26 protein-coding genes and 1 other RNA gene are annotated in these 26,751 nt (G+C 39.6%); 9 read left to right on the forward strand and 18 right to left on the reverse strand.

The features are described from left to right. Positions 1-243: 243 nt before the first annotated feature. Positions 244-561, forward strand: coding sequence for a hypothetical protein (locus tag PN471_RS21170; RefSeq protein ID WP_271778517.1), 318 nt, complete (start codon positions 244-246; stop codon positions 559-561). Here PN471_RS21170 and PN471_RS21175 read toward each other — a convergent pair. After that, positions 527-1,099 (reverse strand): pentapeptide repeat-containing protein, encoded by a 573-nt coding sequence (locus PN471_RS21175; RefSeq protein ID WP_271778518.1) that lies wholly within the window; start codon positions 1,097-1,099, stop codon positions 527-529. The genes PN471_RS21170 and PN471_RS21175 overlap by 35 nt on opposite strands. 242 nt (positions 1,100-1,341) lie before the next feature. Further along, positions 1,342-2,199, reverse strand: a complete 858-nt coding sequence (locus PN471_RS21180; RefSeq protein WP_193896760.1) for a peptidoglycan recognition protein family protein — start codon at positions 2,197-2,199, stop codon at positions 1,342-1,344. A 457-nt stretch (positions 2,200-2,656) separates the two neighbouring features. On the opposite strand from PN471_RS21180, the gene PN471_RS21185 reads away from it, so the two are divergent. The 6 genes from PN471_RS21185 to psb29 all read left to right on the forward strand — a co-directional run bounded on the left by PN471_RS21185 (position 2,657) and on the right by psb29 (position 6,745). After that, positions 2,657-2,866: a DUF2997 domain-containing protein gene (locus PN471_RS21185; protein ID WP_053539079.1), complete on the forward strand. Its 210-nt coding sequence runs from the start codon at positions 2,657-2,659 to the stop codon at positions 2,864-2,866. Positions 2,867-2,905: 39 nt separating this feature from the next. Next, positions 2,906-3,292: a DUF1257 domain-containing protein gene (locus PN471_RS21190; protein WP_271778519.1), complete on the forward strand. Its 387-nt coding sequence runs from the start codon at positions 2,906-2,908 to the stop codon at positions 3,290-3,292. After that, positions 3,292-3,744, forward strand: a complete 453-nt coding sequence (locus PN471_RS21195; protein ID WP_271778520.1) for a ferredoxin — start codon at positions 3,292-3,294, stop codon at positions 3,742-3,744. The genes PN471_RS21190 and PN471_RS21195 overlap by 1 nt, the downstream gene beginning before the upstream one ends. 687 nt (positions 3,745-4,431) lie before the next feature. After that, positions 4,432-5,478 carry an oxygen-dependent coproporphyrinogen oxidase gene (hemF, locus tag PN471_RS21200; protein WP_271778521.1) on the forward strand — a complete coding sequence of 349 codons (1,047 nt, stop codon included), beginning with the start codon at positions 4,432-4,434 and terminating at the stop codon, positions 5,476-5,478. 114 nt (positions 5,479-5,592) lie between these two features. After that, on the forward strand, positions 5,593-5,958 hold the full coding sequence (locus PN471_RS21205) for an STAS domain-containing protein (protein WP_271778522.1): 366 nt from the start codon (positions 5,593-5,595) through the stop codon (positions 5,956-5,958). Between the two features lie 115 nt (positions 5,959-6,073). Next, positions 6,074-6,745: a photosystem II biogenesis protein Psp29 gene (gene psb29 / locus PN471_RS21210; RefSeq protein ID WP_193896750.1), complete on the forward strand. Its 672-nt coding sequence runs from the start codon at positions 6,074-6,076 to the stop codon at positions 6,743-6,745. A 123-nt stretch (positions 6,746-6,868) separates the two neighbouring features. Here the strand turns inward: psb29 and ssrA are convergent. The 7 genes from ssrA to PN471_RS21245 all read right to left on the reverse strand — a co-directional run bounded on the left by ssrA (position 6,869) and on the right by PN471_RS21245 (position 14,066). Continuing rightward, positions 6,869-7,260, reverse strand: a transfer-messenger RNA (tmRNA) gene (gene ssrA, locus PN471_RS21215). 274 nt (positions 7,261-7,534) lie between these two features. Next, positions 7,535-8,410, reverse strand: a complete 876-nt coding sequence (locus tag PN471_RS21220) for a bile acid:sodium symporter family protein (protein WP_271778523.1) — start codon at positions 8,408-8,410, stop codon at positions 7,535-7,537. Between the two features lie 96 nt (positions 8,411-8,506). Beyond that, a complete protein-coding gene (locus tag PN471_RS21225) occupies positions 8,507-10,846 on the reverse strand; it encodes an arylsulfatase (protein ID WP_271778524.1) in 2,340 nt (779 codons plus the stop codon). A gap of 132 nt (positions 10,847-10,978) precedes the next feature. After that, entirely contained in the window at positions 10,979-11,962 is a 984-nt protein-coding gene (locus PN471_RS21230; RefSeq protein ID WP_271778525.1) for a formylglycine-generating enzyme family protein, read from the reverse strand. Positions 11,963-12,062: 100 nt separating this feature from the next. After that, complete coding sequence (locus PN471_RS21235) at positions 12,063-12,218, reverse strand: hypothetical protein (protein WP_271778526.1); 156 nt, start codon at positions 12,216-12,218, stop codon at positions 12,063-12,065. A 124-nt stretch (positions 12,219-12,342) separates the two neighbouring features. After that, on the reverse strand, positions 12,343-13,302 hold the full coding sequence (locus PN471_RS21240; RefSeq protein ID WP_271778527.1) for a sulfurtransferase: 960 nt from the start codon (positions 13,300-13,302) through the stop codon (positions 12,343-12,345). 92 nt (positions 13,303-13,394) lie between these two features. Then, positions 13,395-14,066 (reverse strand): glutathione S-transferase family protein, encoded by a 672-nt coding sequence (locus PN471_RS21245; protein WP_271778528.1) that lies wholly within the window; start codon positions 14,064-14,066, stop codon positions 13,395-13,397. Between the two features lie 232 nt (positions 14,067-14,298). On the opposite strand from PN471_RS21245, the gene PN471_RS21250 reads away from it, so the two are divergent. Together PN471_RS21250 and PN471_RS21255 are read left to right on the forward strand one after the other, a co-directional pair. After that, positions 14,299-15,075 (forward strand): sulfite exporter TauE/SafE family protein, encoded by a 777-nt coding sequence (locus tag PN471_RS21250; RefSeq protein ID WP_271778529.1) that lies wholly within the window; start codon positions 14,299-14,301, stop codon positions 15,073-15,075. Positions 15,076-15,202: 127 nt separating this feature from the next. Continuing rightward, complete coding sequence (locus PN471_RS21255; protein ID WP_271778530.1) at positions 15,203-16,045, forward strand: helix-turn-helix domain-containing protein; 843 nt, start codon at positions 15,203-15,205, stop codon at positions 16,043-16,045. Positions 16,046-16,053: 8 nt separating this feature from the next. Here the strand turns inward: PN471_RS21255 and PN471_RS21260 are convergent, their stop codons facing one another. The 9 genes from PN471_RS21260 to PN471_RS21300 all read right to left on the reverse strand — a co-directional run bounded on the left by PN471_RS21260 (position 16,054) and on the right by PN471_RS21300 (position 26,380). Beyond that, positions 16,054-17,040, reverse strand: coding sequence for a DNA-methyltransferase (locus PN471_RS21260; RefSeq protein ID WP_271778531.1), 987 nt, complete (start codon positions 17,038-17,040; stop codon positions 16,054-16,056). Between the two features lie 187 nt (positions 17,041-17,227). Continuing rightward, a complete protein-coding gene (locus PN471_RS21265) occupies positions 17,228-19,075 on the reverse strand; it encodes an ABC transporter ATP-binding protein (RefSeq protein ID WP_271778532.1) in 1,848 nt (615 codons plus the stop codon). A 79-nt stretch (positions 19,076-19,154) separates the two neighbouring features. Then, positions 19,155-19,583 (reverse strand): FosX/FosE/FosI family fosfomycin resistance hydrolase, encoded by a 429-nt coding sequence (gene fosX, locus PN471_RS21270; protein ID WP_271778533.1) that lies wholly within the window; start codon positions 19,581-19,583, stop codon positions 19,155-19,157. 10 nt (positions 19,584-19,593) lie between these two features. Continuing rightward, positions 19,594-20,094 (reverse strand): class I SAM-dependent methyltransferase, encoded by a 501-nt coding sequence (locus PN471_RS21275; RefSeq protein WP_271778534.1) that lies wholly within the window; start codon positions 20,092-20,094, stop codon positions 19,594-19,596. A gap of 33 nt (positions 20,095-20,127) precedes the next feature. Beyond that, positions 20,128-21,126, reverse strand: a complete 999-nt coding sequence (locus PN471_RS21280) for an aldo/keto reductase (RefSeq protein WP_271778535.1) — start codon at positions 21,124-21,126, stop codon at positions 20,128-20,130. Positions 21,127-21,279: 153 nt separating this feature from the next. Beyond that, on the reverse strand, positions 21,280-22,083 hold the full coding sequence (locus tag PN471_RS21285) for a class I SAM-dependent methyltransferase (RefSeq protein ID WP_271778536.1): 804 nt from the start codon (positions 22,081-22,083) through the stop codon (positions 21,280-21,282). A gap of 168 nt (positions 22,084-22,251) precedes the next feature. Continuing rightward, positions 22,252-22,914, reverse strand: a complete 663-nt coding sequence (locus PN471_RS21290) for a dienelactone hydrolase family protein (protein WP_271778537.1) — start codon at positions 22,912-22,914, stop codon at positions 22,252-22,254. A gap of 120 nt (positions 22,915-23,034) precedes the next feature. Further along, complete coding sequence (locus PN471_RS21295) at positions 23,035-24,573, reverse strand: amidohydrolase family protein (RefSeq protein ID WP_271778538.1); 1,539 nt, start codon at positions 24,571-24,573, stop codon at positions 23,035-23,037. Between the two features lie 463 nt (positions 24,574-25,036). Beyond that, the gene (locus tag PN471_RS21300) at positions 25,037-26,380 is read right to left on the reverse strand and encodes an LLM class flavin-dependent oxidoreductase (protein WP_271778539.1); all 1,344 of its coding nucleotides are present in this window, start codon (positions 26,378-26,380) and stop codon (positions 25,037-25,039) included. Positions 26,381-26,751: the final 371 nt, after the last annotated feature.

The raw sequence follows: 26,751 nt of genomic DNA on the forward strand, positions 1-26,751 counted from the left end.
CGACTAGAAGTCGCAGCTACACAGACGAAACCCACCTTCGTGGGTTCAAAAGCCTTGATTTTTCGTTAGTCCACGCAGGTGGACTTTGTTTGTGTAGTAGCGATTTCTAATCGCCGGAAACTTTTCAAACATCCTCTTAGGGATTGAAACTGAGCGATCGCTTGTTTAGTCTGGATAATTTCAGAATTGCAATTTCACTTACTCCCTATTAGGGATTGAAACACCACTCCCAAACTCTACCCAATGGTAAATATCTTTATTGCAATTTCACTTACTCCCTGTTTCCGCACATCTAATCCCCGCAAGGGGACTGAAACCTTACTTGAATACGATGGTGACACTGATGAATTAAGTGTGTTGTGGCGATTCCTACGGAGCGCTTCGGAGGAATCGCTCTTAGATTTCCCCCAAGAAAATCACCAAATGCGATCGCGAAGCGCTGCTGCAAGCAGTTCGCCCCTAGCAAATTATCAACGGAAAACATTGCGAAGCCCCCGTAGCGATCGCATATTCCAAGATAACTTTATCAAGATTCTTCCCACTCCTTTGTCGAAGGGTTAAATTTTAGCTTTAAACAATTTATTTTTGAATATGTAGATAAGCCCAATTGTTTAGAAAGCTGCTGATCATAGATTGCTGATTGCCAAGATTTTGCAAGTTTTACTTGTTCAGAGGTTAAGCCTTTAGCGCATTCTAAGCTTGCACCTTTTAAATTAGCATTTTGGAAGTTAGCATTTTGCAGATCTGCTTTTTGTAACTTAGCATTTTGAAGATTAGTTTCTACAAAACTAACTTCTCTTGAATCTGCACCTCTTAAATCTGCACCTTCTAAATTAGCTTTTTGAAAATTAGGTTTATATAAATCAGTGCATTGTCCCTGCTCAATACATATAAATTTCGCTTGATATAACTTAGCCTGTTCAAAAATTGCTCCATAGAGCGTAGAACCAGAAAAATTAGCAGCCTGAAGATTAGCTTTTTTTAAATTTATTTGTGATAAGTAGGCTCTCTGGACCTCTGTACAGGACAAAGAAACTCCATCCGTGTTTAAATCTTCAATAGCAGTTATTCTTCCTCCATTTCCTGATTTATTTTGCATATTAATAATAACTTATCACCGACAACTTTTTCAAAGTCCTAATTAGGGTTTGCTGAATAAGTTGTCTGTGAGGGGAGGGGACAGGTGACAGTTTCAACTATCTGGATATCCTCAATTTTCCAAATCCGACAAAGAAAAATGCACCTATTTTGAGACACCATCAGCCAAAACCTTGCGCCTTTTTGTGATAAAAATCCGCGAAACTCTTATTAATAAATGGTTTTAGCTTTATTTAGCAATCCCTAATTAAAAGTTTGTAACTGTCGAAAAGAATGCAATTTGTTGATAAATTTATCACGATCAAAACTTAAGGGGTCAACTTTCCCATGACCCACATCTACCGCACGATGAGTGGTAATTCTCTCGTCAGGAACTTGACTTTGGGCAATTAACCAAGCTAAAGAATTATATTGAGCTTCTGTATATCCTGAATGTCCTTGAATATTATTTTTACCCCAAGCATCTGGAGGAGTTTCTAGAGATACATGATAAGCAAAATTATTGACAGATGGGGGTAAATTAGGATTAGTTTGCACAGTTTCCACACCATTAGCTCCTTTAAACACCGAATTACCAGCACCAAAAGCACGTTTTTCTGGGGGTACTAAATAAATCACCTGTCCATCCAAGGCAATTATGGCATGATAACTGGCTTGAACACTTTCATCATCATGGGGTGTTTGAAAAAAATTAATGGCGCTAGAAGTAGAATTAGTAGTTTCATGAAGGACAATAATGGCTTGATTATTAAAAGGTACACCATTAACATCTGCGGTATAGCGATCGCCATAATTGCTAGGATCAACCTTAACCTGGACAAACTTAGGTCTATAATTAGCAAAATCCCTAGTAGTTATATATAAAGGATTAGTTTTATTAATCTTTGTGGGAGATGATCTTAATTTTTGCTGATTTCCTGGCTTAGTTACTGCTGATTGTAATTGCGCTGGTGAATACTGATTCCACGTTGTCACCTCTGAAGTAGATGCAATTGTTGGATTGTTTTTTTGTCTTGCACCCCCAATAAATACAGCTAGAATCAGGGTAGCTAACATTAAAAAAATCAGAATGACTCTAGTTGCCCAATCTCTAAATTTCATAGTTTTTATGGAAAATCGCTAGTATAGTATAATAGTTGTCAATACCCATGATGCCAAACTGATAACAATTATACCTGCTAACAAGTACAAAACCCCTGTATTAGTTTAATCAATGATAATAATAAGATTTTTCAATAAGACTGAGATTTTTTCTGATGCCTGTTTTTGGCTAGAGATATTGTCCACAAGGTTAATTTAATCAGGTTCTTGATGATTTCTGATCTTTGGCAGTCCTCATATTGACTAATTGATCAGGTTAAGAGAAACTTATAATTAACGAAGGTGAATACTAGTCAAAATAATAAATTTTGTAAAAACTATGAAATATATGCCCTTAAGTATGGGAAATTATGGGAGAAGTGGCAGATTCGTATCTAAATTCCTATCCCTAAATTTTGAGCTAGTCTGAAATCAGGCAGCCAAGTTCAAATCTACTATCTAGGTTGGCTTTCAAAGCATGGAAACATTAGAATTCATCATTTATCCAGATGGTCGAGTACAAGAAAAAGTCACCGGTATTATCGGTGCATCTTGTGCTGAGGTGACAGCAGCCATAGAAGCCCAGCTAGGACGAGTGTTGAGTAATGAACCAACCTCAGAGTTTTTCGCCACTAACCCGCAACAAAACAGTGTGGCGAATACACAAACCGCCCACAGCGAATGGTAAGTTTTCCAACTAGTTAATGTTCATTGATTACAAACCACTATGTCACACTTTAGCCAAATTAAAACACAAATCCGTAATCTGGAATCCTTGAAAGATGCCCTTTCCGATTTAGGAATAGACTGGAAACCTGGACCTTGTGAGGTACGTGGTTATCGTGGTCAAACTCATGCAGCCGAAGTAACAATTGAACAGCAAAACGGCTACGACATCGGTTTTAGATGGAATGGTCAAGAATACGAATTAGTTGCAGATTTACAATATTGGCAACAAAATCTATCTGTAGATGGGTTTGTCCGTCAAGTAACTCAACGTTATGCTTATCAAACAGTAGTCAAAGAAACCACTAAAGTTGGCTTCCAAGTAGCAGAACAACAGCAACAGGAAGATGGTTCTATTCGTCTAGTAGTACAACGCTGGAGTGCGTAATGTCTAAGCCGCCGTCACCACAAGCAGAAGAATATAATCGTTCCGGCTTAGAACCAGAATTAGGGAGCTTTTTCCGAGATGTCCCCGAACGTTCTGGTTTAGAACCGGAATTAGGTGGACTGGTGCGGCAAAAAGGTGTTTATGTGGATGAAATTACCTGTATCGGTTGTAAGCATTGCGCCCATGTTGCCAGAAATACTTTTTTCATTGAAGAAGATTATGGGCGATCGCGCGTCCTCCGTCAAGATGGAGACATACAAGAGGTAGTTCAAGAAGCCATAGATACCTGTCCTGTTGATTGTATCCACTGGGTTGATTACACAGAACTTAAAAATTTAGAAGAAGACAGAAAATATCAAGTCATTCCCGTAGCTGGTTATCCAGTAGAACATGGTGTAGCCGCTACAGAAAAACGCCGAAAAAAACAAAAGTTAAAAAAATCCAATTCTTAAATAACTTGACAATTTGTATTGATTATGCACTTGAGCATTGGTTTTACCAGTGCTTTTTATTTTATATGATTTGTGCGTGTTATGAGGTACAGTTTCTCATCCCCAAGCCTGTAGGGGCGGGGTTTCCCCGCCTTCCGTTGTATTACTTACTGTGCGAGGGGGTATTTAATTTAGTTAAGCCTGTTAAATCCCAACTAATTCTATCCTAGTCAAGTTAAAAGAGGTTTTTGATGTAGAAATGCGAGCAAGTAAAGACCGTTAAGTTTTTATTCAAGGAGCTTGTGGAGAAGAGAAAATTTGTAGACTGAATAATAAACCTGAGTTCGGTGTTAGGAGTTTCTCCTTCGGAGACGCTATGCGAACAGAGTTATGATTTTTTCAAGGAGATCATAAAGGTTTGAGACTCATATTTGGGGCAGTTTTCCAAAAATTATCTTATGTCGAACTCAAGTAATAATAAGATTATTTCTCTAACCGTGAAAAGGGGTGTTCAGATGTGATATGTGTGAATTGGAGTAAATTCCGTGCCAATAGAGATTTGAAGGCGTTTTGAACGGTTGTGTTCTGACGTACAATAAAAAACTGTTTTGGCAAATTAAGCCGGATTTGTGACTCTCGCTGCTGACAAGTTTTGACAACAAAAATTTGTACTTGTTTTAGAAATTGTAATTTTAGGTTCGGGAATCTATGTTAACCAACTCGCAAACCCCCACTATCATAAAAGAATCATCTGATATTCTGCCTGGAATTAATGCTCAGGCTAGAGTCAGTCAGTTTATGCAGAATTTGCAGGATGAAATTACCCAAGGTTTAGAGAAATTAGATGGTCTGGGGAAGTTTCAAGAAGATAGTTGGCAGCGTCCAGAAGGGGGTGGGGGGCGATCGCGTGTACTGCGTGACGGAGCAATTTTTGAACAAGCAGGTGTAAATTTCTCTGAAGTTTGGGGTGATCATTTACCTTCTTCGATTTTAGCCCAACGTCCAGAAGCAACAGGACATGGCTTCTATGCAACGGGGACTTCTTTGGTGTTGCACCCACGCAATCCTTATGTACCTACAGTCCACTTAAATTATCGCTACTTTGAAGCAGGCCCAGTTTGGTGGTTTGGTGGTGGTGCGGACTTAACACCTTATTACCCCTTTGCTGAAGATGCACAACATTTTCATAATACTTTTAAACAAGCTTGTGATCAACACCATCCAGAATATTATCCTGTGTTTAAGCGCTGGTGTGATGAATATTTTTATCTGAAACATCGAGATGAAACACGGGGCGTTGGTGGATTATTTTTGGATTACCAAGATGGTCAAGGTGCTATCTATCGCGGTCCAGATCCCAATGGGGAAGCAGCGGTTTATAGCAATCAGGTAGGTGAATTACCGTCACGGAGTTGGGAAGACATATTTGCTTTAGTTCAAGATTGCGCCGGGGCGTTTTTACCTGCTTATGTGCCAATTGCGGAACGTCGGCAGGGGATGGAATATGGCGATCGCCAACGCAATTTCCAATTATACCGTCGTGGTAGATATGTAGAATTTAACTTGGTTTATGACCGGGGAACAATTTTCGGACTCCAAACCAACGGCCGCACAGAATCAATTCTCATGTCTCTACCACCTTTAGTCCGTTGGGAATATGGCTACAAACCAGAACCAAATTCCCCCGAAGCCGAGTTGTATGAGACTTTCCTTAAACCTCAAGATTGGACTAACTGGAAACCAATTCAAGAATAGGCAAGAGCTAAGGGGCAAGAGGCACTCCTTCTCTCCCCCTCTTGCTTATTTTTTTTATAACCCCTACTGATGATTGTTTCGATTAGCAAATATTAGCAAAAAGATGTTAATTCAATGATTCATATAGAGCAAAACATCTACACAACTCAAGACGGCAGCACAATAATAATGTTAACTCCGGCAGGTCGCTTAGATATTACCACTGCTTGGCAATTTCGGCTGAAACTACAGGAATGTATTTCTAAGCTTAGTCATCATATTGTTATTGATCTAGGCCAAGTAAATTTTATTGATAGTTCTGGACTGACTTCCTTAGTAGCTGGTATGCGTGATGCTGATAAGGTTAAGGGCAGTTTTCGTATTTGTAATATTCACCCAGAAGCCAAGCTTGTGTTTGAAGTCACAATGATGGATACAGTATTTGAAATCTTTGAAACTCAAGAAGAAGCCCTAGAAGGTGTACCTCGGACAATTGGGTGAGATACCATTGGATGAAAATCCAAAATCTAAAATCTAAAATCGAATGACTTTCACGAATTAGGCCTGATTAGTTCATACTAGAGAAGAGGAATACGTCTTTACTAAAATTTTCTTTGTGAATAACGTCCGTACAGTATCTGATACAAAAAGAACCTTTTATACTCTTCATACCAGGCCAATTAACACTATTTACCGCCGGGTAGTGGAAGAGTTGATGGTAGAAATGCACCTACTATCAGTCAATGTTGATTTTAGCTACAATGCCATTTATGCCTTGGGCGTTGTCACAACTTTTGACCGCTTCATGGACGGCTACGAACCAGAACAGGATAAAGAATCAATTTTCCGGGCAATTTGTCAAGCTGTGGAACAGGACCCCCAACGCTACCGACAAGATGCCTCTAGATTGGAAGCCTTAGCTGCCAGTTTACCAGTTAAGGACTTGATTGCTGGTTTGAGTCGGGAAAGTTCCCTAGATCAAGATGGGGATTTGCAACAGCAACTAGAAACGATTGCTACCAATTCCAACTTTAAATATAGTCGCCTATTTGGTGTTGGTTTATTTGCATTATTGGTACAGTCAGATCCTGAACTTGTCAAAGATGATAAACAAAAGGGTGAAGCACTCAAAGCGATCGCTAACGGGTTGCATATCTCTGAAGATAAACTCATCAAAGACTTAGAACTATACAGTTCCAACCTGGAAAAAATGGCGCAAGCACTCATAGTCATGGCAGATATTTTGACAGCAGATCGCAAAAAACGGGATGCTTTAAAGCGAGTCTAACTATCAACATCATCCCGTACCAATAAATTGGGAACAGGATATCCATGTCAAGAAATCCCCCAATGGTAAAAAGCCCGCCTAACATCAAAGTGTTCAGCGGGCTAAATAATTGTTGAAAATTGAAAATGGAGCTTATGGGAGTCGAACCCATGTCCAAATTGGGTATTAACCCTCCACTCGTTCACAGGTTTAGCCTTTCTGACCCTCAAGGCGGGAATCGTTCATTATCCCGAACGTAGGATGCTCTGATTTAATCTTAGCCTTCAAGCCAACCAGAGAACGCTTGTTGGAGCATCCGTTGGGGGTTAGGTCTTTAATCCTTAACGGAGTCAAATTAAAGACGCTCGAACCTAAAAGAGGTTTCTTAGGCAGCTACTAGAGCTTCCCGACGAGCAAATTTTACGATATTGTTCGCATTTACTTTTTTTTCGAGTCTTTGATTTCCGAGAGATGACTCGCTCTCGACCTGAATCACAGAGTAGCTTTCGCCAACCTGTCGAAACCGTTAAAGCCCCATGCACTTCACACCCTTATTATAGTACGAAATTTTGCAATTTGACAAATAAAAGGTATAGTCATTTAATTTTTGGATTAAATTAAAAGTAGAGATAGATATTTTACAGGTATAGCGGACATGACTCAAAAAATCCTGATGCAACCGCAAGAAGTTATCCATTTATCGGGGATTGGTTGGTATAAGTAGGTTAGCATTGTCGAAACTTTAGCCGAGGAAGCGATCGCTGAATTTAAAGCAGGATATGACAAACTGATCGGTAAGCTGTGATTTAATCACAAAACCTCTGCCTTTTCTAAATCTGCACCCTGTCCTTGATCTAATTCTGGTAACTTTTTCCCCAAAATCAGAACTGAAACCATCATTAATAAACTCGTCACCATAATTACACTTATCACATTCGGATCATCAAAATTGCTCGTACCTATTAACAATGCTGCGGCAAAATTGCGTTGTGCAGTTCCTACTCCTAACACTCTTTGAGTATCAATACCAGGACCACCCAATAAATAACCCACAGTAAACGAGAAGATAATAAAAATAGCACAAACAAAGATGACACCAGTTTTCAATAAAATAATAATTTCATTGAAGTGTACTATCAATCTCACTCCCAAACCTAAAAGCAATCCAGAATTAGATATTTTGAAAGTAATTGTTTGGAGATTGACAGCTATATTTTCATAATTTGCCTTAATTAATAACCCAATTCCTAACGGTGTTAACATCATCAATATTAAAGGTTCAGCAATATCCCAAGAATTGACTTGTATACCTTGTAAAACTAAAGGTAATACAATCGGCATATAAAATACTGTGCCGAACATTAACATCATCATCAACCCTGTAGAAAAAGCTAAATTCCCCTTAACTATTTGAGCAAGTTTAGGTAAAGCTGGAGGACCAGATGCTAATGCCATAATGATCAAACCATCTTTCACAGGTTCATTGAGAGGTATTACTTGCAGCAGCAAATATACAAAAAGTGGTACTAAAACAAAATTTGTCAATAGCGATAAAACAACCAAACGAATATTACGAAGAGGTTGCCAAATTTGTTGTACAGTTAACTTTAAACCTGTACCAAACATAGTAGCAACAACAAAAGCCAGAAATGCGATTTTGTCAAGTATTAGGATAACTTCATTCATAAATTTTCCATTTCATTAATAAACGCATTAGGCGCAAAGAATATTTCTTTCTTCCTTTGCGCCTCTGCGCCTCTGCGCCTCTGCGTCAGAAAAAAATTACTTCAAATTCAAAGTAACTTTCTGTAAATTACCTGTGAACGAAAACGGTACTTGATAAGTTTCCACAATTGGAGTACCTGTATCTCGACCAACATCAAAAGTTTCATCCAAAGCCAAACGATAGGGTATAGTTTTGGCAATTCGACCATCAGCTACCGGTTGATCATTGATGAATAACCTGCCAATTCCTCCAGCACCAACTCCACCACCGTCATAATCAAAATTAAATTTAATTGTTGATTTACCTGGGGCTAATTTTTCAGGAGATTGAATAATGTAACGTTCAGCATTTACAAAGTTGTAAACATAAGTTGGTTTACTATCTTCTAGGAAAAATCCCCAACCCGCAAAACGTCCACCTTGAGTTAATAAAACACCCTCCGCACCACTTTCTGGAATTTCTACATCAGCGGTAATGCTAAATGATCTATTTTTTAAACTTGGGGCGCTACCTTCAGGAATGCTCACTCCTGTAGAATAGTAAGTAAAAGTTGTGCGTCCTGCGGCGGGAGAAGGACGATCTTGCACGTCAAATCTTTCAGAAACGCGGTCATCTAATGGTAAAACGTTATATTTGCGTGCTTCTGATAAAAACAGTTTTTGCAGTTTTTCCAGTTTTTCTGGATTTTTAGCCGCCAGATTATTAGCTTCGCTGAAATCTTCTTCAATATTATATAGTTCCCAAGGATCTTTCTCGAAGTCAGCATTAATTGTACCCTGCCAAGGTAATCGAGGATGACGGGCCGCAGCTATCCATCCATTATCATAAATAGCCCTGTTGCCAAACATCTCAAAATACTGGGTTTCATGTTTAGAAGCAGCTTTAGGAGCATCAAAGGTGTAAACTAGACTAGTACCCTCGAGTTTCTGCTGCTGTACCCCATTAACTTGAGTCGGTGCTGTAATTCCTGCTGCTTCAAAAATAGTTGGTGTAATGTCAATGACATGATGGAATTGGCCACGAAGTCCGCCTTGATCTTGAATGCGATCGCCATAAGCAATAATTAAAGGGTTACGAGTGCCACCAAAGTGAGAGGCTATTTGTTTTGTCCATTGAAATGGTGTTGTACCAGCCCAAGCCCAAGCTGCATGATAATGATTAAAGGTTTTGGGACTACCCAAATCATTCAAAGAAGCTAAGAGTTGTTCTCGGCTTTCCGGTACTTTATTGAAAACTTTCAATTCATTGACGCTACCTGCTAAACCACCTTCAGCACTAGCACCATTATCACCAACGATGTAGAAAATTAAGGTATTGTCTAATTCGCCGATTTGGTCAATGGCATCAATTAATCTTCCTACTTCATGGTCGGTATATGCCAAAAATCCGGCAAATACTTCCATTTCATGGGCATAGATTTTTTGATCCTCTGGAGATAATGAATCCCACGCTGGCAATTCTTTGGGACGGGGGGTAAGCTGGGCATTAGCAGGAATTACACCAAGTTGTTTTTGCCGCGCAAAGGTTTCTTCCCGTAATTTATCCCAGCCTTGATCAAACTTGCCTTGATACTTGTTTATCCAGGCTTTAGGTGCGTGATGAGGTGCATGGGTAGCACCGGTAGCCAAATAGGTAAAGAAAGGCTTATCAGGGGCTATAGACTGTTGAGAATGAATCCAGCTAATAGCATGATCTACTAAATCTGGAGTCAAATGGTAATCAGGATGATTAGTTGGAGGTGCAACCCGCTGAGTATTTTCTACCAAAGCTGGACTCCACTGATTAGTATCACCACCTAAGAAACCATAAAAATACTCAAATCCTAACCCTGTCGGCCAGCGATCAAATGGACCAACTGCACTGGTTTCATAATCTGGTGTATTGTGCCATTTACCAAAAGCTGCGGTGTTATAGCCGTTTTGCCGTAATACTTCCGCTACTGTGGCAGCACTCTTAGGTAAGATAGTTGTGTAACCGGGAAAGCCTGATGCTAACTCTGCAACCACACCTGTACCCACTGAATGATGATTGCGTCCAGTTAATAAAGCTGCTCTGGTAGGTGAACAAAGGGCTGTAGTGTGGAATTGGTTATAACGTAATCCTTTTGCCGCTAAACGAGTCAGATTCGGAGTTTCTATAGCACCACCAAATGTACTCGCTTGCCCAAAACCCACATCATCCAATAATACTAATAATACATTGGGGGCTTTTTCAGGGGCTTTAATGGGTGCAGGAAAATCTGGTGTTGATTCTTTGTAAGTAATGCCGATTTTACCTTTAAAAGATGGTGGATTAATCGGTAATACTTTTCCTGTATCTGCTAGTGCGGGGCTTGTTACTATCAACCATGTGATGAGGAAAGATAGAGACAGCACCCGTGAAATTGAACGTGACATACAATAACCTTGTATAAAAAATCTACAACTTTGCGCCTTTGCTCCTTCGCGTCTTTGCGCGAAACTTATCTTTTAACGAACCACGGAGGCACAGAGGACACGAAGGAAAGAGGGTTAGAGGGATATTTGTCGTTAGTCTTGTAAGTTCTTGACTAAACGAAAGCCGATATGAGTTGTTCCGGTATCAGGAGATTCTGACTCCCGTGCTGCTGGACGATAACGGCTACAATAGTTTGGCGCACATAGGTAAGAGCCACCTTTGATGACGTGCAGGGCAGTTTCTGTGGGTTTTTTGGGGTCAAAACTTTGCTTAACAGATCCCCGACTTGTCAAAGAAGTCGGGGATCTATGATTGAACCAGTCGGAAGTCCATTCCCAAACGTTGCCGGTCATGTCGTAAAGTCCATAACCATTGGCTGGAAAAGAGCCTACTTTTGCTGTTCCTACATAACCATCAGTTTTGGTATTAAAAAAGGGAAAGATTCCCTGCCAAGTATTAGCTTTTTTGGCAGAATACTGATTCCCCCAGGTATAAGTTGCCCCATTCAAGCCACCACGAGCAGCGTATTCCCACTGTGCTTCTGTTGGTAGGGATTTTCCTGCCCATTGGGCGTAGGCTAGGGCATCTTTGTAAGCAATATGCACAACTGGATGGTTTTCTTTCCCTATAATGCTGCTGTCACTGCCAAAGGGATGCTGCCAATTAGTGCCTGGTGTCCAATGCCACCAACTGAGAAGCTGAACTTGCCTAACTCCTGGTTTTGGCATTTCAAAAACTAGAGAACCGGGTAATCTTTCTTTATCTGATAAGTCGGGAAACTGCTCTTTTGATAACGGGCGCTCGGCAACTGTTACATACTTTGTGGCTTTGACAAATTCAGTAAATTGGGCGTTTGTTACCTCATATTTATCAATGCAGAAGGAGCTAACTGTGACGTTTTCTCCTGTTCTCTCTTCCACAAAACCAGAATTATCCGCTCCCATTTTGAATGTACCTCCAGAAATCAGTATCATTCCTGGAGGACAGGGATTAACGGTAACTGCTAATACAGATGAATTGGTGAATAGTGATATAAGTGCAACTACTTGAATCAGCAGTAATATTAAAAACCGCATTTTATGCTGTTGGAACTTTTGAACCAAGAATTTTGTCCAATCTCCCTACATAAAGTTCTGTAGGATTAGCTACTACTTGGATGGATAATCCCAGAGATAACTAAGCTCCTGAGCGATCGCCTGTAGAATCACTGGGAGGTTCATCTTTACTACTTCTACAACTGACCAAGTTATCTTGATCGAGATTATTAGCAGCAAATACATATACTGGACTAAAGATGAAAATTGCAGCAGTGATTAGCAAAATTACTTGCATAGCTCATGGATTTATTTTTCAAAAGTTTGTTCGCGTAGCGTCCCAACGGGAAAGGAGGCAGGAGTTAACATAGACTATGAGTTCATGACAGAAATACTGGAAAAGACTTTTAACTTATGTTCTTCTAAGTTAGTTTTTCGTCTCCTGTAGCCACTGGCAAATCTTTTTGAGTGCTATATTCTGTCCAAGAACCTTCATAAATTCTGACTTTGGGATAATTAAGCAGATGCTTTAAAACCACATATTGTAATGTAGCTTCTCGTCCTGTACTACAAGAAACAATAATGTCGTTTCCAGGAGTAATCTTTTTATCTGCCAGAATTTTCTTAATCTCATCTAATGACTTTAATTTGTGAGGATTTTTAGCATCTGTAAATGTTACCCAGGGAATATTCCGCGCACCAGGAATATGTCCATTGCGTATCCAAATATTTTCTTCACCCCGGAACAATTTTTCTGGCCTAGGATCAATAAAGGTAACTCCTGGCTTACCAATAAATTTTCTCACATCATTTAAACTCACACGCACTGAAGGGTTATCCCGAACTGTGAATTTACTGACTGAGTATTTAGGAAATTCTTTTGTGACAACTTGATTAGTTTTATAACCAGTATAACCACCATCTAATACGGCAATATCTTTCAATCCAGAACGTTCTAGTAAATAAGCAACCATTGTCGCACCTAAAACATCTCTACCATCTGAATATACGAGTACACGACTATTATTTGTTACTCCTGAATTGGCAAATATTTCGCCTAGTTTTTGATTGTCCCAATATTGTACTGGTAATCCTTCTTTTGGTCCTCTAAAAGCCGTATCAGCAATGTTTACAGCATTGGGAAGATGTCCTTCTATATAGTCGAGAGGAAAATTACGTACATCTAAAATTCTGAGGTTGGGATCTTTGGCGTTTTCAGCTACCCAATTTGACGAAACAAACTGAATGTTAGCGCGAGAATCAACTGATAATACTGGCAAAGGTAATAAGGGAATACTTACTACAAAGGCAAAAAACACTGTCACCAAAGCAAATAACTTAGGTTTTTTCAAACTTTTGAAAGAGAAACTTTTAAACGTCATTTTTACCCTTCTTTGTATTTAATCAACCTATTTATTATTAGTGAACTTACTTTAATTAGCAGTAATATTAAAGTAATTTCAAAAACTTTATTTCACGCAGTTATGACTGTTAAACCAAGAATTTTAGCAAATCGCTCTATGTAAAATTCTGTAGGATTAGCAACTTGTTGAATGGATTCCCGTTGACGTAAATTTTCCCACCATTGATGCAAACGGGGTGTTTCTGATGGCAGTGTAAAATTACGGAACTTTTCTAAAACTGGTAATCTTTCAAACCAAGGATAGAAACTAATATCAACTAAACTCAAATTTTCCCCTAACCAGTAAAGACTATTACCAGAAACTTTACCTAATCCTTCTTCCTCAATATACAAAAGAGACTCTAAAAACTCTCTCCGTCCTTGTTCTTGTTCCTGGGTATCTTTACCCCGCAGCAATTTATTAAAGGCTGGGACTAAACGAGTATTAGCATAATCGCTCCAAATCCTCGCAACTGCTTTTTTAGCAGGATCATGAGGTAACAAAGCGGGCTCAGGAAATACTTCTTCTAGATACTCATTGATAATTGCAGACTCGTATAGTTCTACATCTCCATGCTTAATCGCAGGAACTTTACCGTAACGAGAAATATCGGTAAAACCTTCTGGTTTGTGCTGTAAATCAATTTCAATTGGTGTGAAATCAATTCCTTTTTCTAGTAATACCACACGGGTTCTTTGGGAGAAGGTAGAACCTTTAGCGTAATAAAGTTGAATGTTACTCATTTTGTTGATTAAGATTTGTGGGAATTTTTAGTTAATTGCCAAAATCGGCAGTTGCATGACAAAAACATAGAAGTGAAGCAATTTCACTCCTGTTTTGACAGGTAAACTACCAGGGTTTAGCATTAACTACAGTTTATTGGTCGGATTGTCGTATTATATTAGGAGTATTCCATAGTTTTTACTAAAAAACAAGTCTTTTAGCAAACATTCTTCTCAAAATTTACCAGCCAAGATGCCGAACCATTTAACACTTGTCCATAGCTTGCTTCTCTTCAGTACCGCGTTTATTGCCGGATCGCTTAATGCTGTAGCGGGGGGTGGTAGTTTCATTACATTTCCCACCTTAATATTTACTGGTATATCGCCAATTACTGCCAATGCCACGAATAATACTGCTTTATGGATTGCAGCTATGGCCAGTGCGGGTGCATATCGTCACAATTTACACATCCCACGACGACAGCTTTTGATACTATGTGTTACCAGTTTAATTGGTGGAGGAATTGGCTCTGTTATTTTGTTGTATACATCAGCAGATATGTTTAAACAGCTACTTCCTTATCTCTTACTTTCAGCAACTTTGATATTTACATTTAGTGAACCTCTGAAAATGTGGCTACAATTTCAAAGCCAGAAATCATCATCAGAATCTCCACCTTTATTAATTCTCGTAATTGCACAATTAGCAATATCTATCTATGGTGGTTTTTTTGGTGCAGGTTTAGGAATTTTAATGTTAGCAACTTTAAGCTTTTTAGGTATTAAAAATATTCACACTATGAATGCTTTTAAATCTTTTCTTGGTAGTTGTATCAACGGTATCGCTATTTTTCCTTTTATGTTCGCTGGTTTAATTGCTTGGCATCAAGCTCTTTTAATGGCTGTGGGTGGTTCTCTTGGTGGTTATTTGTGCGCTCATTATGCACGGAGATTAGATCCTCGTTTTGTGCGGATATTTGTGATTGTTGTTGGTTTTAGCATGACTACTTACTTTTTTATTCGGGGCTAAAACTGATAAGCTCAACCTACCATACATCTAAGAGGTAATTTTGATAAAAACCGTACTTTCAGTTCGTTCTCATTCACCAATGACCTTCATAAGATGTGAGACGTACTATTAGTTCGTTTTAATTTTTATGAGCTTTGAAAAATATAAAGAAGCTAAACAGCTTTTTGGTGATAGAGTTCAAGCCCTTCGGAAAGAAAGAGGTATTACACAGGAGCAGTTGGCAGAAGATATTGATAAATCCGTTGAGCATATTAGCTATATAGAAAGAGGTGAACGAGCTCCGTCTTTTGAAACAATTTTAGATATTGCTGAAGCTCTTAAAGTGTCAGTACCATATTTAATGAATGTCACACCCCAAACAGATATCAGCACAAACTTTCTCACTGAATTACAAACTCCGGAAGTTCTTCCTTCTCTTGTTGAACCTGTTGAGGAACCAGTTAACACAACTAAAGAACGCCGTTCGGATTTAGAACGATTACAGACAGCACTTGGAGCTATTCAGGAATTACAGAGTCTGGCAAACGAGTATGGTATCAATGATGTTTTTCAAGACAATGGAGGAAAAGTTCTTCAAGTTTTAATCTTGCTTGGCTTGCGGATATCACCTGGACGTGAAGGAAATGATGCAATTGATGCCGAAGAAAATGAATATGAATTAAAAACAATTAATAGACTTTTAAGTAAAAGTGTAACGACAAATCATCATCTTAACCTTGATATCCTAGCTAAATATCGTGCTGTAAAAGCTTGGTACATTGCTGTGTATGAAGGAATAGTATTAAAAGCTATATACAGAGTTGACCCTACTTCACTTGAGACTAAGTTCAGTTACTGGGAATCTAGAATTCGTGGAGGAATGGAATCTATTAATAATCCTAAAATCCCTTTAAGTTTGATAGAAAAAGAAGGTAAGTTAGTGTATCCTAAACAGAATCAACAAACAATTCCAGGAAATTTACCAATTTGAAGTAACCTTCATAATTTTAGAGATAATTGCTTTGAAGTAGTTAAACAAACAGATTCTTTTTGAGCAAGAAGATATTCATAAAGAGACATAGCATCCTGCAAATTTTGAGATTTATCTAAAAACCGAAAAGCTGAAGATGCTAAATAAGATGGTTCTTTTTCAAAAGCGATCCAACTTCTTTCTAGCTGTTCAGCAGCAAAACCTGTAGTATTTGATCCCGCAAATATATCTAGAACTTTATCTCCAGTATCAGTCAAAAATTTAATGAAAAACATGGGCAACTTTTGAGGAAATCTCGCTGGATGAGGAGGTATAGAAATAGATTTACATAATTGAATATAACTAGAGTTACTTTCAGTATTTGCAATTTCTAACAAATTTGATGGTATAGCACCACCATTATCAGTAGCAAAATTCTTACTAATATCATGTCCTGAAGGTCTTTCTTTCGGTGTATAGTATTTTTGAGGATTTGCCTGTAGTTTCTTCATTCGCTCAGAGTAAGGCACTAAAACATTGCTGACATTGGCTTTAGGATTATCAATTTTTGAGAGCCACCAGACGGTATTTACAGAGTCCTTTGCTCGAATTTTTCGCTTATTAACCCACTCAATTGGTGAAGGTAGTTTGGCTGGGTTATACCAAAAAAATTCTTCAGCCAGCCTAAATCCCAATTCATCACAAAGTTTAATTAAAACTCGATAGTTATAGAGAGAGCGAACTGGGCGTTTACTTTCATAAGCTCCACCTAAATCAAGTACGAAGCTACCAGTTGAATTGAGAACTCGATAAACTTTCTCGCAGAATTCCAGCAACCAATCAACATAATCTTCCTGCTCTACGTTGCCATAAGTCTTCTGGCGTTGCAAGGCAAAAGGTGGTGAAGTCAGCACCAAATCAATTGAGTTAGATTCAAGTTGATCTAGCAATTGAAGAGAATCACCAAGATAAGCTGCACCGCAGTCTGTAGTATATAGTGGATTTGGAAGAATCATTTTCAGACGCACTAGGAGTTAATGATATAAATATACTGCTAAAGTACCAAGGCAATATATTTTTTTATATTAGCCCTTGCAAAGCGCTATACCTAACCTACCAAAATGCAGTGTGAAGAACGGATGTAACGCCAATTACAGCAGGTTATTAAATACAAACAACATAATAGTTGCTACATTATTAACTCTAATTACTTGCTGCTACTGGTAAAAATCCACCGGCTTGCATTTGCCATAATCTGTGATAAGCACCACCCTTAGCCAATAACTTAGAGTGAGTACCATCTTCAATGATGCGACCATGATCAAACACCAAAATCCGGTCTAAATGAGCAATAGTAGATAAACGATGGGCTACCACAATGACAGTTTTTCCATTCATGGCTGCATCTAGGGTATCTTGAATTGCTTTTTCAGTAATGGAATCAAGGCTAGAAGTAGCTTCATCTAAGATTAAGATAGGTGCATTTTTGAGGATAACGCGAGCGATCGCAATTCGTTGTCTTTGTCCTCCAGAAAGTTTAACACCACGTTCTCCCACTAGAGAATCATAACCCTCCTTCATCTGGGCGATAAAATCGTCAGCATAGGCTTTCCGTGATGCTTCTATTAGTTCTGGTTCTGAAGCTTCTAAACGCCCATAGAGAATATTTTCCAACAACGTGCGATGGAACAAAGAAGGATCTTGAGGAATCAAACTAATTTGCGAATGTAGGGCTTGCTGAGTCATATCTTTGATATCCACACCATCAATCAATATTTGTCCCGATTGCGGGTCAAATAAACGCAAAATTAGATTCACAAAAGTAGATTTCCCAGAACCAGAAAAACCCACCAATCCGACGCGCTCCCCTGGTTGAATGGTGACAGAAAGATTAGTGAATACAGTTTTCTCTGATGAGTAACTGAAATGCACCTGCCGAAACTCAATACTACCTTTAGTAATGGCATGATTTATCGCATTGTCCCGATCTATAATTTCATGGGGTTGAATGATAGTGTGAACGCCATTCGCCACATTACCAATATGTTCAAAAAATTCTAAAAACCGTTTGCTTAAATTGCGGGCTTCACTAATGATTAATAGCGATAAACTGGTGGCAACAACGAAATCAGCCGCAGCTATTTTTCCCTGACTCCATAGAGAAAGTGAATAATATAAAGTACCGATTTTGAGAATTGCTGCTGAGACAAACTGAAACCAGCGAATTCGTTCAGAATACCAGTTTGATTTTCTCACCTCTTTGAGTTCGCGCTTTAATTGGTCATTCAAATAGCGGCGTTCAAAACCCAAACGGGCAAATAATCGGCTACTGGTGAGATTGGTCACGGAATCTACAATAATGCCTGTAGTTTCACTTCTAGCCGCCGCAGCTTTGCGGGAATAAATTCGGCAACGAGTCGCCAACCAGAAAGAAATACTGAGGAAGAAAACTGCCCAAATTCCCACAAATGCAGCTAGGGGAGGATAGGCGCGATAGAGTAAAATTGTGGAGACGATATAGACAATAATTACTGGCATAAATTCAGTAATCATCATTTGCATCGTTTGGGTGACACCAAGGGAAGTTTCCGCAATCCGATGGGCTAATGCGCCAGCAAAACTACTACTCAGGTAGCGATGGGAATGTTGTTGTAAATAGGCATATAAAGACCGGACTATATGCTGTCTGTGAATTGGATGGAGAATAGTTTGCAACAGTCCCGCCGAACGTCCAAATACCACTTCACCTATACTCAAGGACGTAAACAGGATCAAGGGTTGTTTTAAGGTATCAAAAATGAGTTTGCTGTCTCCTGTAGAGCGTGTCACACTACGGATCATTTCGCCAATAGCATAAGGTAACATAATTCCACAGGTGGCGTGTGCAATTTCCAGAAGCACCATTACCACATACCACCAGCGAAATTGATTAACGAAATAACAAATAAATTGGAAAGGAGTATCTGGTAATTCCGGTGCATTGGGAGCGCGTTGGAATGGTTGAGATAAACGAGTTTTTTTATGTAAAAACCGGCGATTTATTCCGATCATTTAGGTTTCTCCTTAGTGGTGTACTTCAAATAATTTTTGCAATATACTAAACAAATTCTTTATACAGGGGTTTCCGCTTTTATGAGGTACATCTTAAGCACCCTCCTCGCTTGCGGGGAGGGGGTTGGGGGTGGGGTTCTTGTACCTCATAACATCGGGAAGTGCTGTATCTAGCTAAACGTTGTTCAAGTGTACCTGTGTGTAACTCAAACAAGTGATTGTCATAATCATAGAAATATAAAGAATTTCCTTCATCTTCAATACGATTGCGACCCTCTCGGAATTCAACACCAAGAGATTTAACTCGTTGTCTATATTTCTCAATATCTGAGTCAGCAATTTTGAAAGCTACGTGGTTATATGTTCTTTCAGATAAAGGATCACCTTCCATAATTGCGATCCAAATATTACTCATTACAAAGAACTTTTCCTTTGAGATTGAAAATATTTTGTTTCCACTACAATAAACTTCTTTAGCATCAAAAATAAATTCTAAAAATTTTGTCATTAAATTGAGATCACGCACAATAATGGTACTTGGACAAAATAGCTCTAAAATAATTCTCAAATTCCATCCTGGCAGGTGGAGTAATCCACTGGGCATTGAGATGAAAACCTTGTGGTTTTAGTACGCGATGAATATCATCTAAAAACCTCTGCCAATTTGAAACAGTATGAACCATGTGAAGAGTTAACACAACATCAAAACTCTGATCTGGAAAAGATAATTGTGAGGCATCACCACAAATTAGCTTTAAATTGTGAGGAATATAATCTAATTTTTGGCACAACTGATTGAGCATTTCTTGAGACACATCAATTCCAGTTACAGAATAACCACGCTTGACCAAAGGAAGAATATTCAAACCAGTACCAACACCTGGTTCTAAAAAAGATGTCTCAGATTTTGCATCAACTAATTCAAGAATAAAATCTGTAACGTCCTCTGCAATTGGCTCTGTTAACCAACGGGTTTGATCATAGAGGTGAGCAATTTTGTCGTAATAGTTAGTTACCACTGCTGATATTAAATCAAATTATCATGATTATTTCTAACGCACAGCATCCCCTCGACGATATTCGGCGGTAATGTCGTCTAATTTTTGTTTCAAATTGTCGTCAAGTTTTACTTCCACAGCTTTTAAACTATCAATAAGTTGTTCTGGACGACTCGCACCGATGATAGGAGCAGTAATAATTGGATTAGCTAAAACCCAAGCCAATGATAGGGTAGTAAGCGATAATCCTGCTAAATCTGCGACCGTGCGTAATTCTTCCACAGTATTAAACTCACGATCATGCCAATAACGCTCTTGATAACGTTCTGCGGCAGTTCCCAAAGTAAAACGAGTCCCAGATGTTGGTCCTTCAGCAAATTTATGTTTACCTGTCAGCAGTCCCCCCGCTAGAGGATTGTAAGGAATGACACCCAAACCTTCTTCTTGTGCCAATGGTAATAATTCTCGCTCAATTTCCCGAAATAAGAGGTTATAGCGGGGCTGAATGGAGACGAAACGAGTCAGATAACGCACATCTGCACGACCCAAAGCGCGGGCTAGCCGGTAAGCTAAGAAATTGGAAACCCCGATATAGCGGACTTTACCAGCCCGAACTATGGTATCTAATGCTTCTAGAGTTTCATCAAGAGGAGTTGAAGCATCATCAGAATGCAGTTGGTACAGGTCAACATAATCTGTTCCCAGTCTTCTGAGGGAAGCATCAATGGCATCTAAAATATGTTTGCGTGAAGATCCCTGATCCCAAGGTGCAGCACCAACTTTACCAACGGCTTTAGTAGCAATGATAAAATGTTCACGTTTGCCTTTTAACCAACGCCCAATAATTTCCTCAGTTCGTCCCGCAGTGGGTAGTCCACCACCAAGAGGATAAACATCGGCTGTATCAAGAAAGTTAATTCCAGCGTCGGCGGCGGTATCGAGGATTTTTATAGAAGTTTCTTCATCGGTTTGTAGTCCGAAGGTCATTGTACCGAGAACCAGCCGGGAAACGGTGAGTCCGGTTTGACCAAGTTTGGTTGTTGGTAATGTCATAGAGCTTTATACTGCGATGTCAGTAAATATTTAAGTAGTAAGTATTGAGTAGCGACTGTCTTGAAAGTCAACTGCGATCGTCAGCGAAAAAAACAACTAGAGGAAAAAACAGCAGAATCATCAGCGTTTAGTACACGCTTTGTTGGGCTTCCTTTATGCACGATTTCTGCTGGCTTTTAAAAACAAAGGCCATTGCACTAATTTAGTTTTATCAGGCTCATTCCAGATTGTTTTCAATTTTATCTCCAGTTGGTCAACTGGGTCGTTTCCAAGTTCTGCTGAATAGCGTTTCACCGCAGACCAAGTACGGTAATACCCTAATAATTGCTGTAAATTCCATTCTACCTTCATTGAAAAAGTTTTTTGGATGTTAATTTCATCAAACGGAAGGACTAAATCACGATAGCGATTCCTTAGTTGGTGATTGCCGCTTGCCCAAAATCGGTCAATCGGCTCAAGTAAATTCTTAGTAGTAACTTCATCAATTTCGGGTTCAATTTCTAACCGACCATAACCCCAAACAGCTAAAATACCTTTGGGTTTTAGTACCCGTTCTACTTCTTGAAAAAACTTTTCTTGGTCAAACCAGTGTATCGCCAAAGCTACCATAACCAAATCAAATGACTCGTTTTCAAATGGGGTATGTTCAGCAGGAGAAACACTGTAGTTTATCTTAGGATGCGTGATGCAGTGTTGAATTTGCTCGACACTAATATCAGTTGCTTCAACCTGTGAAAAAAATTTTGCAGATGAAATGGCTGCTTGTCCATTTCCAGTTGCACAATCCCAGACGCGATCGTGATGTTCACAAATTTCGCTCAAAAATAAAAAAAGCTCATCGGGGTATTGAGGTCTATGTTTGGCATATTGTTCCGAATTGAGCGAAAAGCTTTGAATGTTGTTCACTGTTACTCCGATAAAAAGAACTGGAAGCCCAACGGCTAAGTTGAGCGGCAAGCGATTCCTAGGTCGCGCAACGCTTACGCCTCCAACTCAATACCAAAAATATTACAACATTGTCCGCTCCAATGATTTGTTATGCCCCGATCGCTTAACACTGGAGTTTAGACTAAATTAGTAACGCAGCGAAAATCAGTTAACGCACGCTACAATTTAAGGCTTACTTTACACAGCTACAGCCGGCTGGCGACTACTTTGTGAAACCAGCCATTGTTGCAATGTTGGGTTACTGTAAACTTCATTAGCTATAAAATGATCGCCTTCAGGGAATACAGTAAAATCTACTTTTGCTCCTGATTCACGCAGGGTATTAACAACATTTTGTGTATCTTCAATTGAGAGTTTTTCGTCTTTTGCTCCTTGGAATATTTGGATAGGAATTTCTTTAAGTGCAGCTATTTGGGCAGGTTCTAATGTTTGGGGTACACGACCTGATGTGGCTACTAAACCAGCAAAACGACCAGGATAGGAAGCGGCGATATGCCAAGCTCCAGCAGTGCCTAAGCTGAATCCAGATATGATCACACTGGATGGATCTACGGTTTGGGTAGCAATGATATGATCAAGTAAAGCAATTACATCATCTGCTCTATCTACCCAAGTTTGTCCTTCAGGGAGTTGAGGGGCAATAAAGAAGTAAGGTAAGGATGCTGATGAATCTACAAAAAGAGGAAAACCCCATTTTAGTAAAACATTGATATCTGTTCCTCTATCTTTTGCGCCATGCAGAAATAATACAAGAGGGGCAGGTTTGTTGGTATCAGCAGAAGAGAAAATATAGGGTAATGAACCATTGCTGGTGTCGTGGGATCTTTTTTCAACTGGCATAGTTTTAAATTCTCAAATTTGTGTTTACAAATATTTGACATATTTTATAGATGATGTAGAGACGTTCCATGGAACGTCTCTACCTACCCCGGATTACTTACCAGAGGTCTACAAGGACATCTATACACCTACCAAAGTTTTGTTCTCTACTTGAGATTCGGTCTTAGGCAGTTTGGATTCTACTGCTGTACCTTTGAAGAAATCGGGGTTGGCTTCGGTGTAGAATTTATAAGGATTACCGAACACATAGGCTTTGAAGTCAGCTTCAGAAATCACGCCTTCTCTTACCAAATCCCAGCTTTCAGCTAAAGGTGCGGTGAGATCCGGTACATCCCAGTGACCAACATCGGAGGAGTAAATGGCGTTGAGTTTGACTCCCAAGGGGTTAGCTTTGTCGTTAAATGCGGCTGCTATAGTGCGATCATCGGACTCAGAACCAAAGAAGAAACTGTTCACCCAAGCGTCGCGGATATCTTCAATTGTCTTAATCCCTGCTGCACCAAAATCTTCCAATTCACTACCCACTGGTGAACGGCTATGACGGTTGAAGGAAGCTCCCAATACACTCTTGGTTAACTCTTCTTTGCTGAGGGAATGTCCTTGAGTGATTTCTCCTCCATATTCTGCAAACAACTCAAACAACTCATCAGCATTAGCTAAATCTGGATTGTAGTTTTGCAATCCTTCTAAACTCCGTTTGGAGAAACGATCTACCAAATGAATGTAGACGTGAGCGCCCCAATCTGCACCACCTTCGAGCATACCAACACGCAATTGTGGGAATCTTCTGGTTACACCACCAAAGAATAAGGCTTTCGCAAATGCTTGTGAACCATCAGCAAAGTGACCGATGTGGTTGTTCATGTAGTTACTGATGGAGGAGCGTCCAGTCCATCCTTGACTACCGTAATGGGTGGTGAGAGGTACGCCTAATTCGACAGCTTTAGCCCAGAAGGGATCATAGTCGTATTCACTATCTAGTCCGAAAAAGTCAATGTAAGAGGCATATTTACCAATTTCGGGAAATTGATCGGCTGGGTATTTATCAGCGATCGCCTTAATTGGCCGTCTCACACCACCAGGAATATTTGCAACTTTTAAACCTAGTGTTTTTACTGCAAATTCTAACTCGTCAATTGCTTCTTGAGGAGTAGTCATGGGGATACCAGCTACCACAGTTAAGCGATCGCTATATTGACGGTAAATATCAGCATGATAGTGATTAATTGCCCGTTGCAACAATTGCCGATTCTCCTTACTTGCACCGGCCGCAGCTAAGGCATTATTGGGAAATAGTACAGAATAGTCTGATCCTTGCTCTGCTTGACGTTCATAAAGTAATGCAGGGAGAGTATAAGTAGCTAAATCTAAAGTATTACGGGTAACTCTAGCCCACCAAGGCGATCGCAATGTCCGATTATATTGGCGTTCTTCTGGAGTTTGTTGATACCAGTCTTTACCTTCACTCTTAGAATTAAGACGGGAAGATTCAGCCTTGCGTAATTCATCTACCAGTTTCACACCGCCGTAGTCAGCAATATAATCCTCAAGGGCAGGAGTAAAGTCATTAGTGTGAACATCAGTATCAATGACAGGATGATCAAGATTGGCTCTGACTGCGGCAGAGGGGGAGCTTTTCAATTTGCTATATTTAGTCATATTTTCCTTAGAAAAGTTACAAGACGTTTTAGAAACCAGACTTCTCAAACAATTGCAGAATCTAAAAGTTATGAATTTTCAAGAAATCGGGGATCTGTGGGAGATCGTGCTGTTGATTTTGACTTGAGTTTGATACATGAGATTAAGGATTCTTGTTTTTTGGACAAGCCTAACTTTCCGATAGTTTGAAATCCCGGTAGGCTTTTAACGTCTGTGCTGACGGGATGGTTTAGATCCCCGACTTCTTTTCTTCCTTGGTGTCCTATTCCTTGGGTCTCGTAAGGGATACGTGCCTTTATGGTTCAATCAATTCAGTCTTCTTCTGAAAAACCGAAAGTCATAAATTTAGGACTTACGCGCAAGTCACTGAAAAACGAACCACAGAGGCACAGAGTTCACAGAGAAATGAGGTTTTGAGAGATATTTTGCGTAAGTCCTGAAATTTTTGTGTAATGACAATTATTTAAACTGCCGCTAATACCTTTTGATATTGATTAACTGGACGAGATAACCCCAAATTTTCCCGCAGAGTCTTTCCTTCATACTCAGTACGGAACAATCCCCGCCGCTGTAATTCAGGAATTACTAAGTCAACAAAATCATCTAGTCCACCAGGAAGATAAGGCGGCATAATGTTGAAGCCGTCAGCAGCATCATTGACAAACCAGCTTTCTAGTTGATCTGCAATTTGTACTGGTGTACCGATAATTGTCCAATGACCACGCGCTCCCGCAATCCATTGATAAAGTTCCCGAATGGTAAAATTGTGTCTACGAGCAATATCAATTAATAATGCTTGGCGACTTTTGTTATCATTGGTTTCTGGTAAATCTGGCAATGGTCTATCGAGAGGATAAGCGGAAAGATCCGTGCCTATGAGTCCCTGTAATAAAGCCAAACCAACCTGGGGATGTATTAGATCTTGCAGTTCTTGATATTTGGCTTTTGCGTCTGCTTCTGTTAGTCCCACGACTGGAAAGACACCGGGCATAACTTTGAGTTGATCCGGGGTGCGTCCATATTTTGCTAATCTACCTTTAACATCTGCATAGAAGGCTTGAGCATCTTCTAGGGTTTGTTGAGCAGTAAATATAACTTCCGCAGTTCTACCAGCCAGTTCTTTACCATCTTCAGAAGAACCTGCTTGGACAATTACAGGATAACCTTGGGGTGGACGGGCAATATTCAATGGTCCGCGCACCGAAAAGAATCTACCTTTATGGTTCAGTTCATGTATTTTATTGGGGTCATAGTAAAAAGCTGTTTCTTGATCACGGACAAAAGCGTCGTCTTCCCAGCTATCCCAAAGACCTTTGGCTACATCAATAAATTCATGGGCGCGGATGTAGCGTTCGGCGTGAATAGGATGGGCTTCTAGACCGAAATTTCCGGCGGCTTCACTACTACCAGTTGTGACGACATTCCAACCTGCTCTTCCCGCGGAAATATGATCTAAGGAAGCAAACTTACGTGCCAGAATATACGGATCTTCATAAGTACTAGAGGCGGTGGCGATAAAACCAATTCTTTCTGTTACCGCAGACAAGGCTGAAAATAGAGTAACGGGTTCAAAGTCTCCACCGAAGGCAGTCCGGCCTTCAGCACCACGGCGTTGTTGTAAGGCTAAACCGTCAGCAAGAAAAAATGCGTCAAATTTACCGCGCTCGGCTGTCTGGGCTATCTGCTTATAATGCTCAAAGTTAAGAGCGCCATTACTCCGTGCTTGGGGATGTCGCCAAGCTGCAACGTGCTGACCTGCACCAGGTAAAAATGCACCTAGTCTTAGTTGTTTTTGTTGTTTGCTCATATCAGACTCCAAGTAATATTTTCTACTCAATGAATATAAGATGATGAAAATTTTCTGGTATGGCAGTTGTCGTATATATCAATGTGACCACCGCATATTTATTTGTTGGGAAAGCTTTTTCAACTCCTTAGCCATTAGCGTTAGTGGTGGGGTGTTGACAAAACTACTGTATCTCGACTGATTTATCGTACATTAATAGTAGAGTCTCATAACTCTCATGAAAAAGCAAGTACCTTTTGAGAAAAATATGATAAACTAAATTTATTTTCAACTAACTGTTAGATATTCTAAGTATTCAATAGCTCTAGTAGTCTGTCACTAATTGACGGGTAAATAAATTTCCCTTCTTCCTTCGCGCTTTTGCGTCCTTC

The organism is Aphanizomenon sp. CS-733/32 (assembly GCF_028330045.1).
In the GTDB taxonomy this organism is placed as follows: domain Bacteria; phylum Cyanobacteriota; class Cyanobacteriia; order Cyanobacteriales; family Nostocaceae; genus Dolichospermum; species Dolichospermum gracile.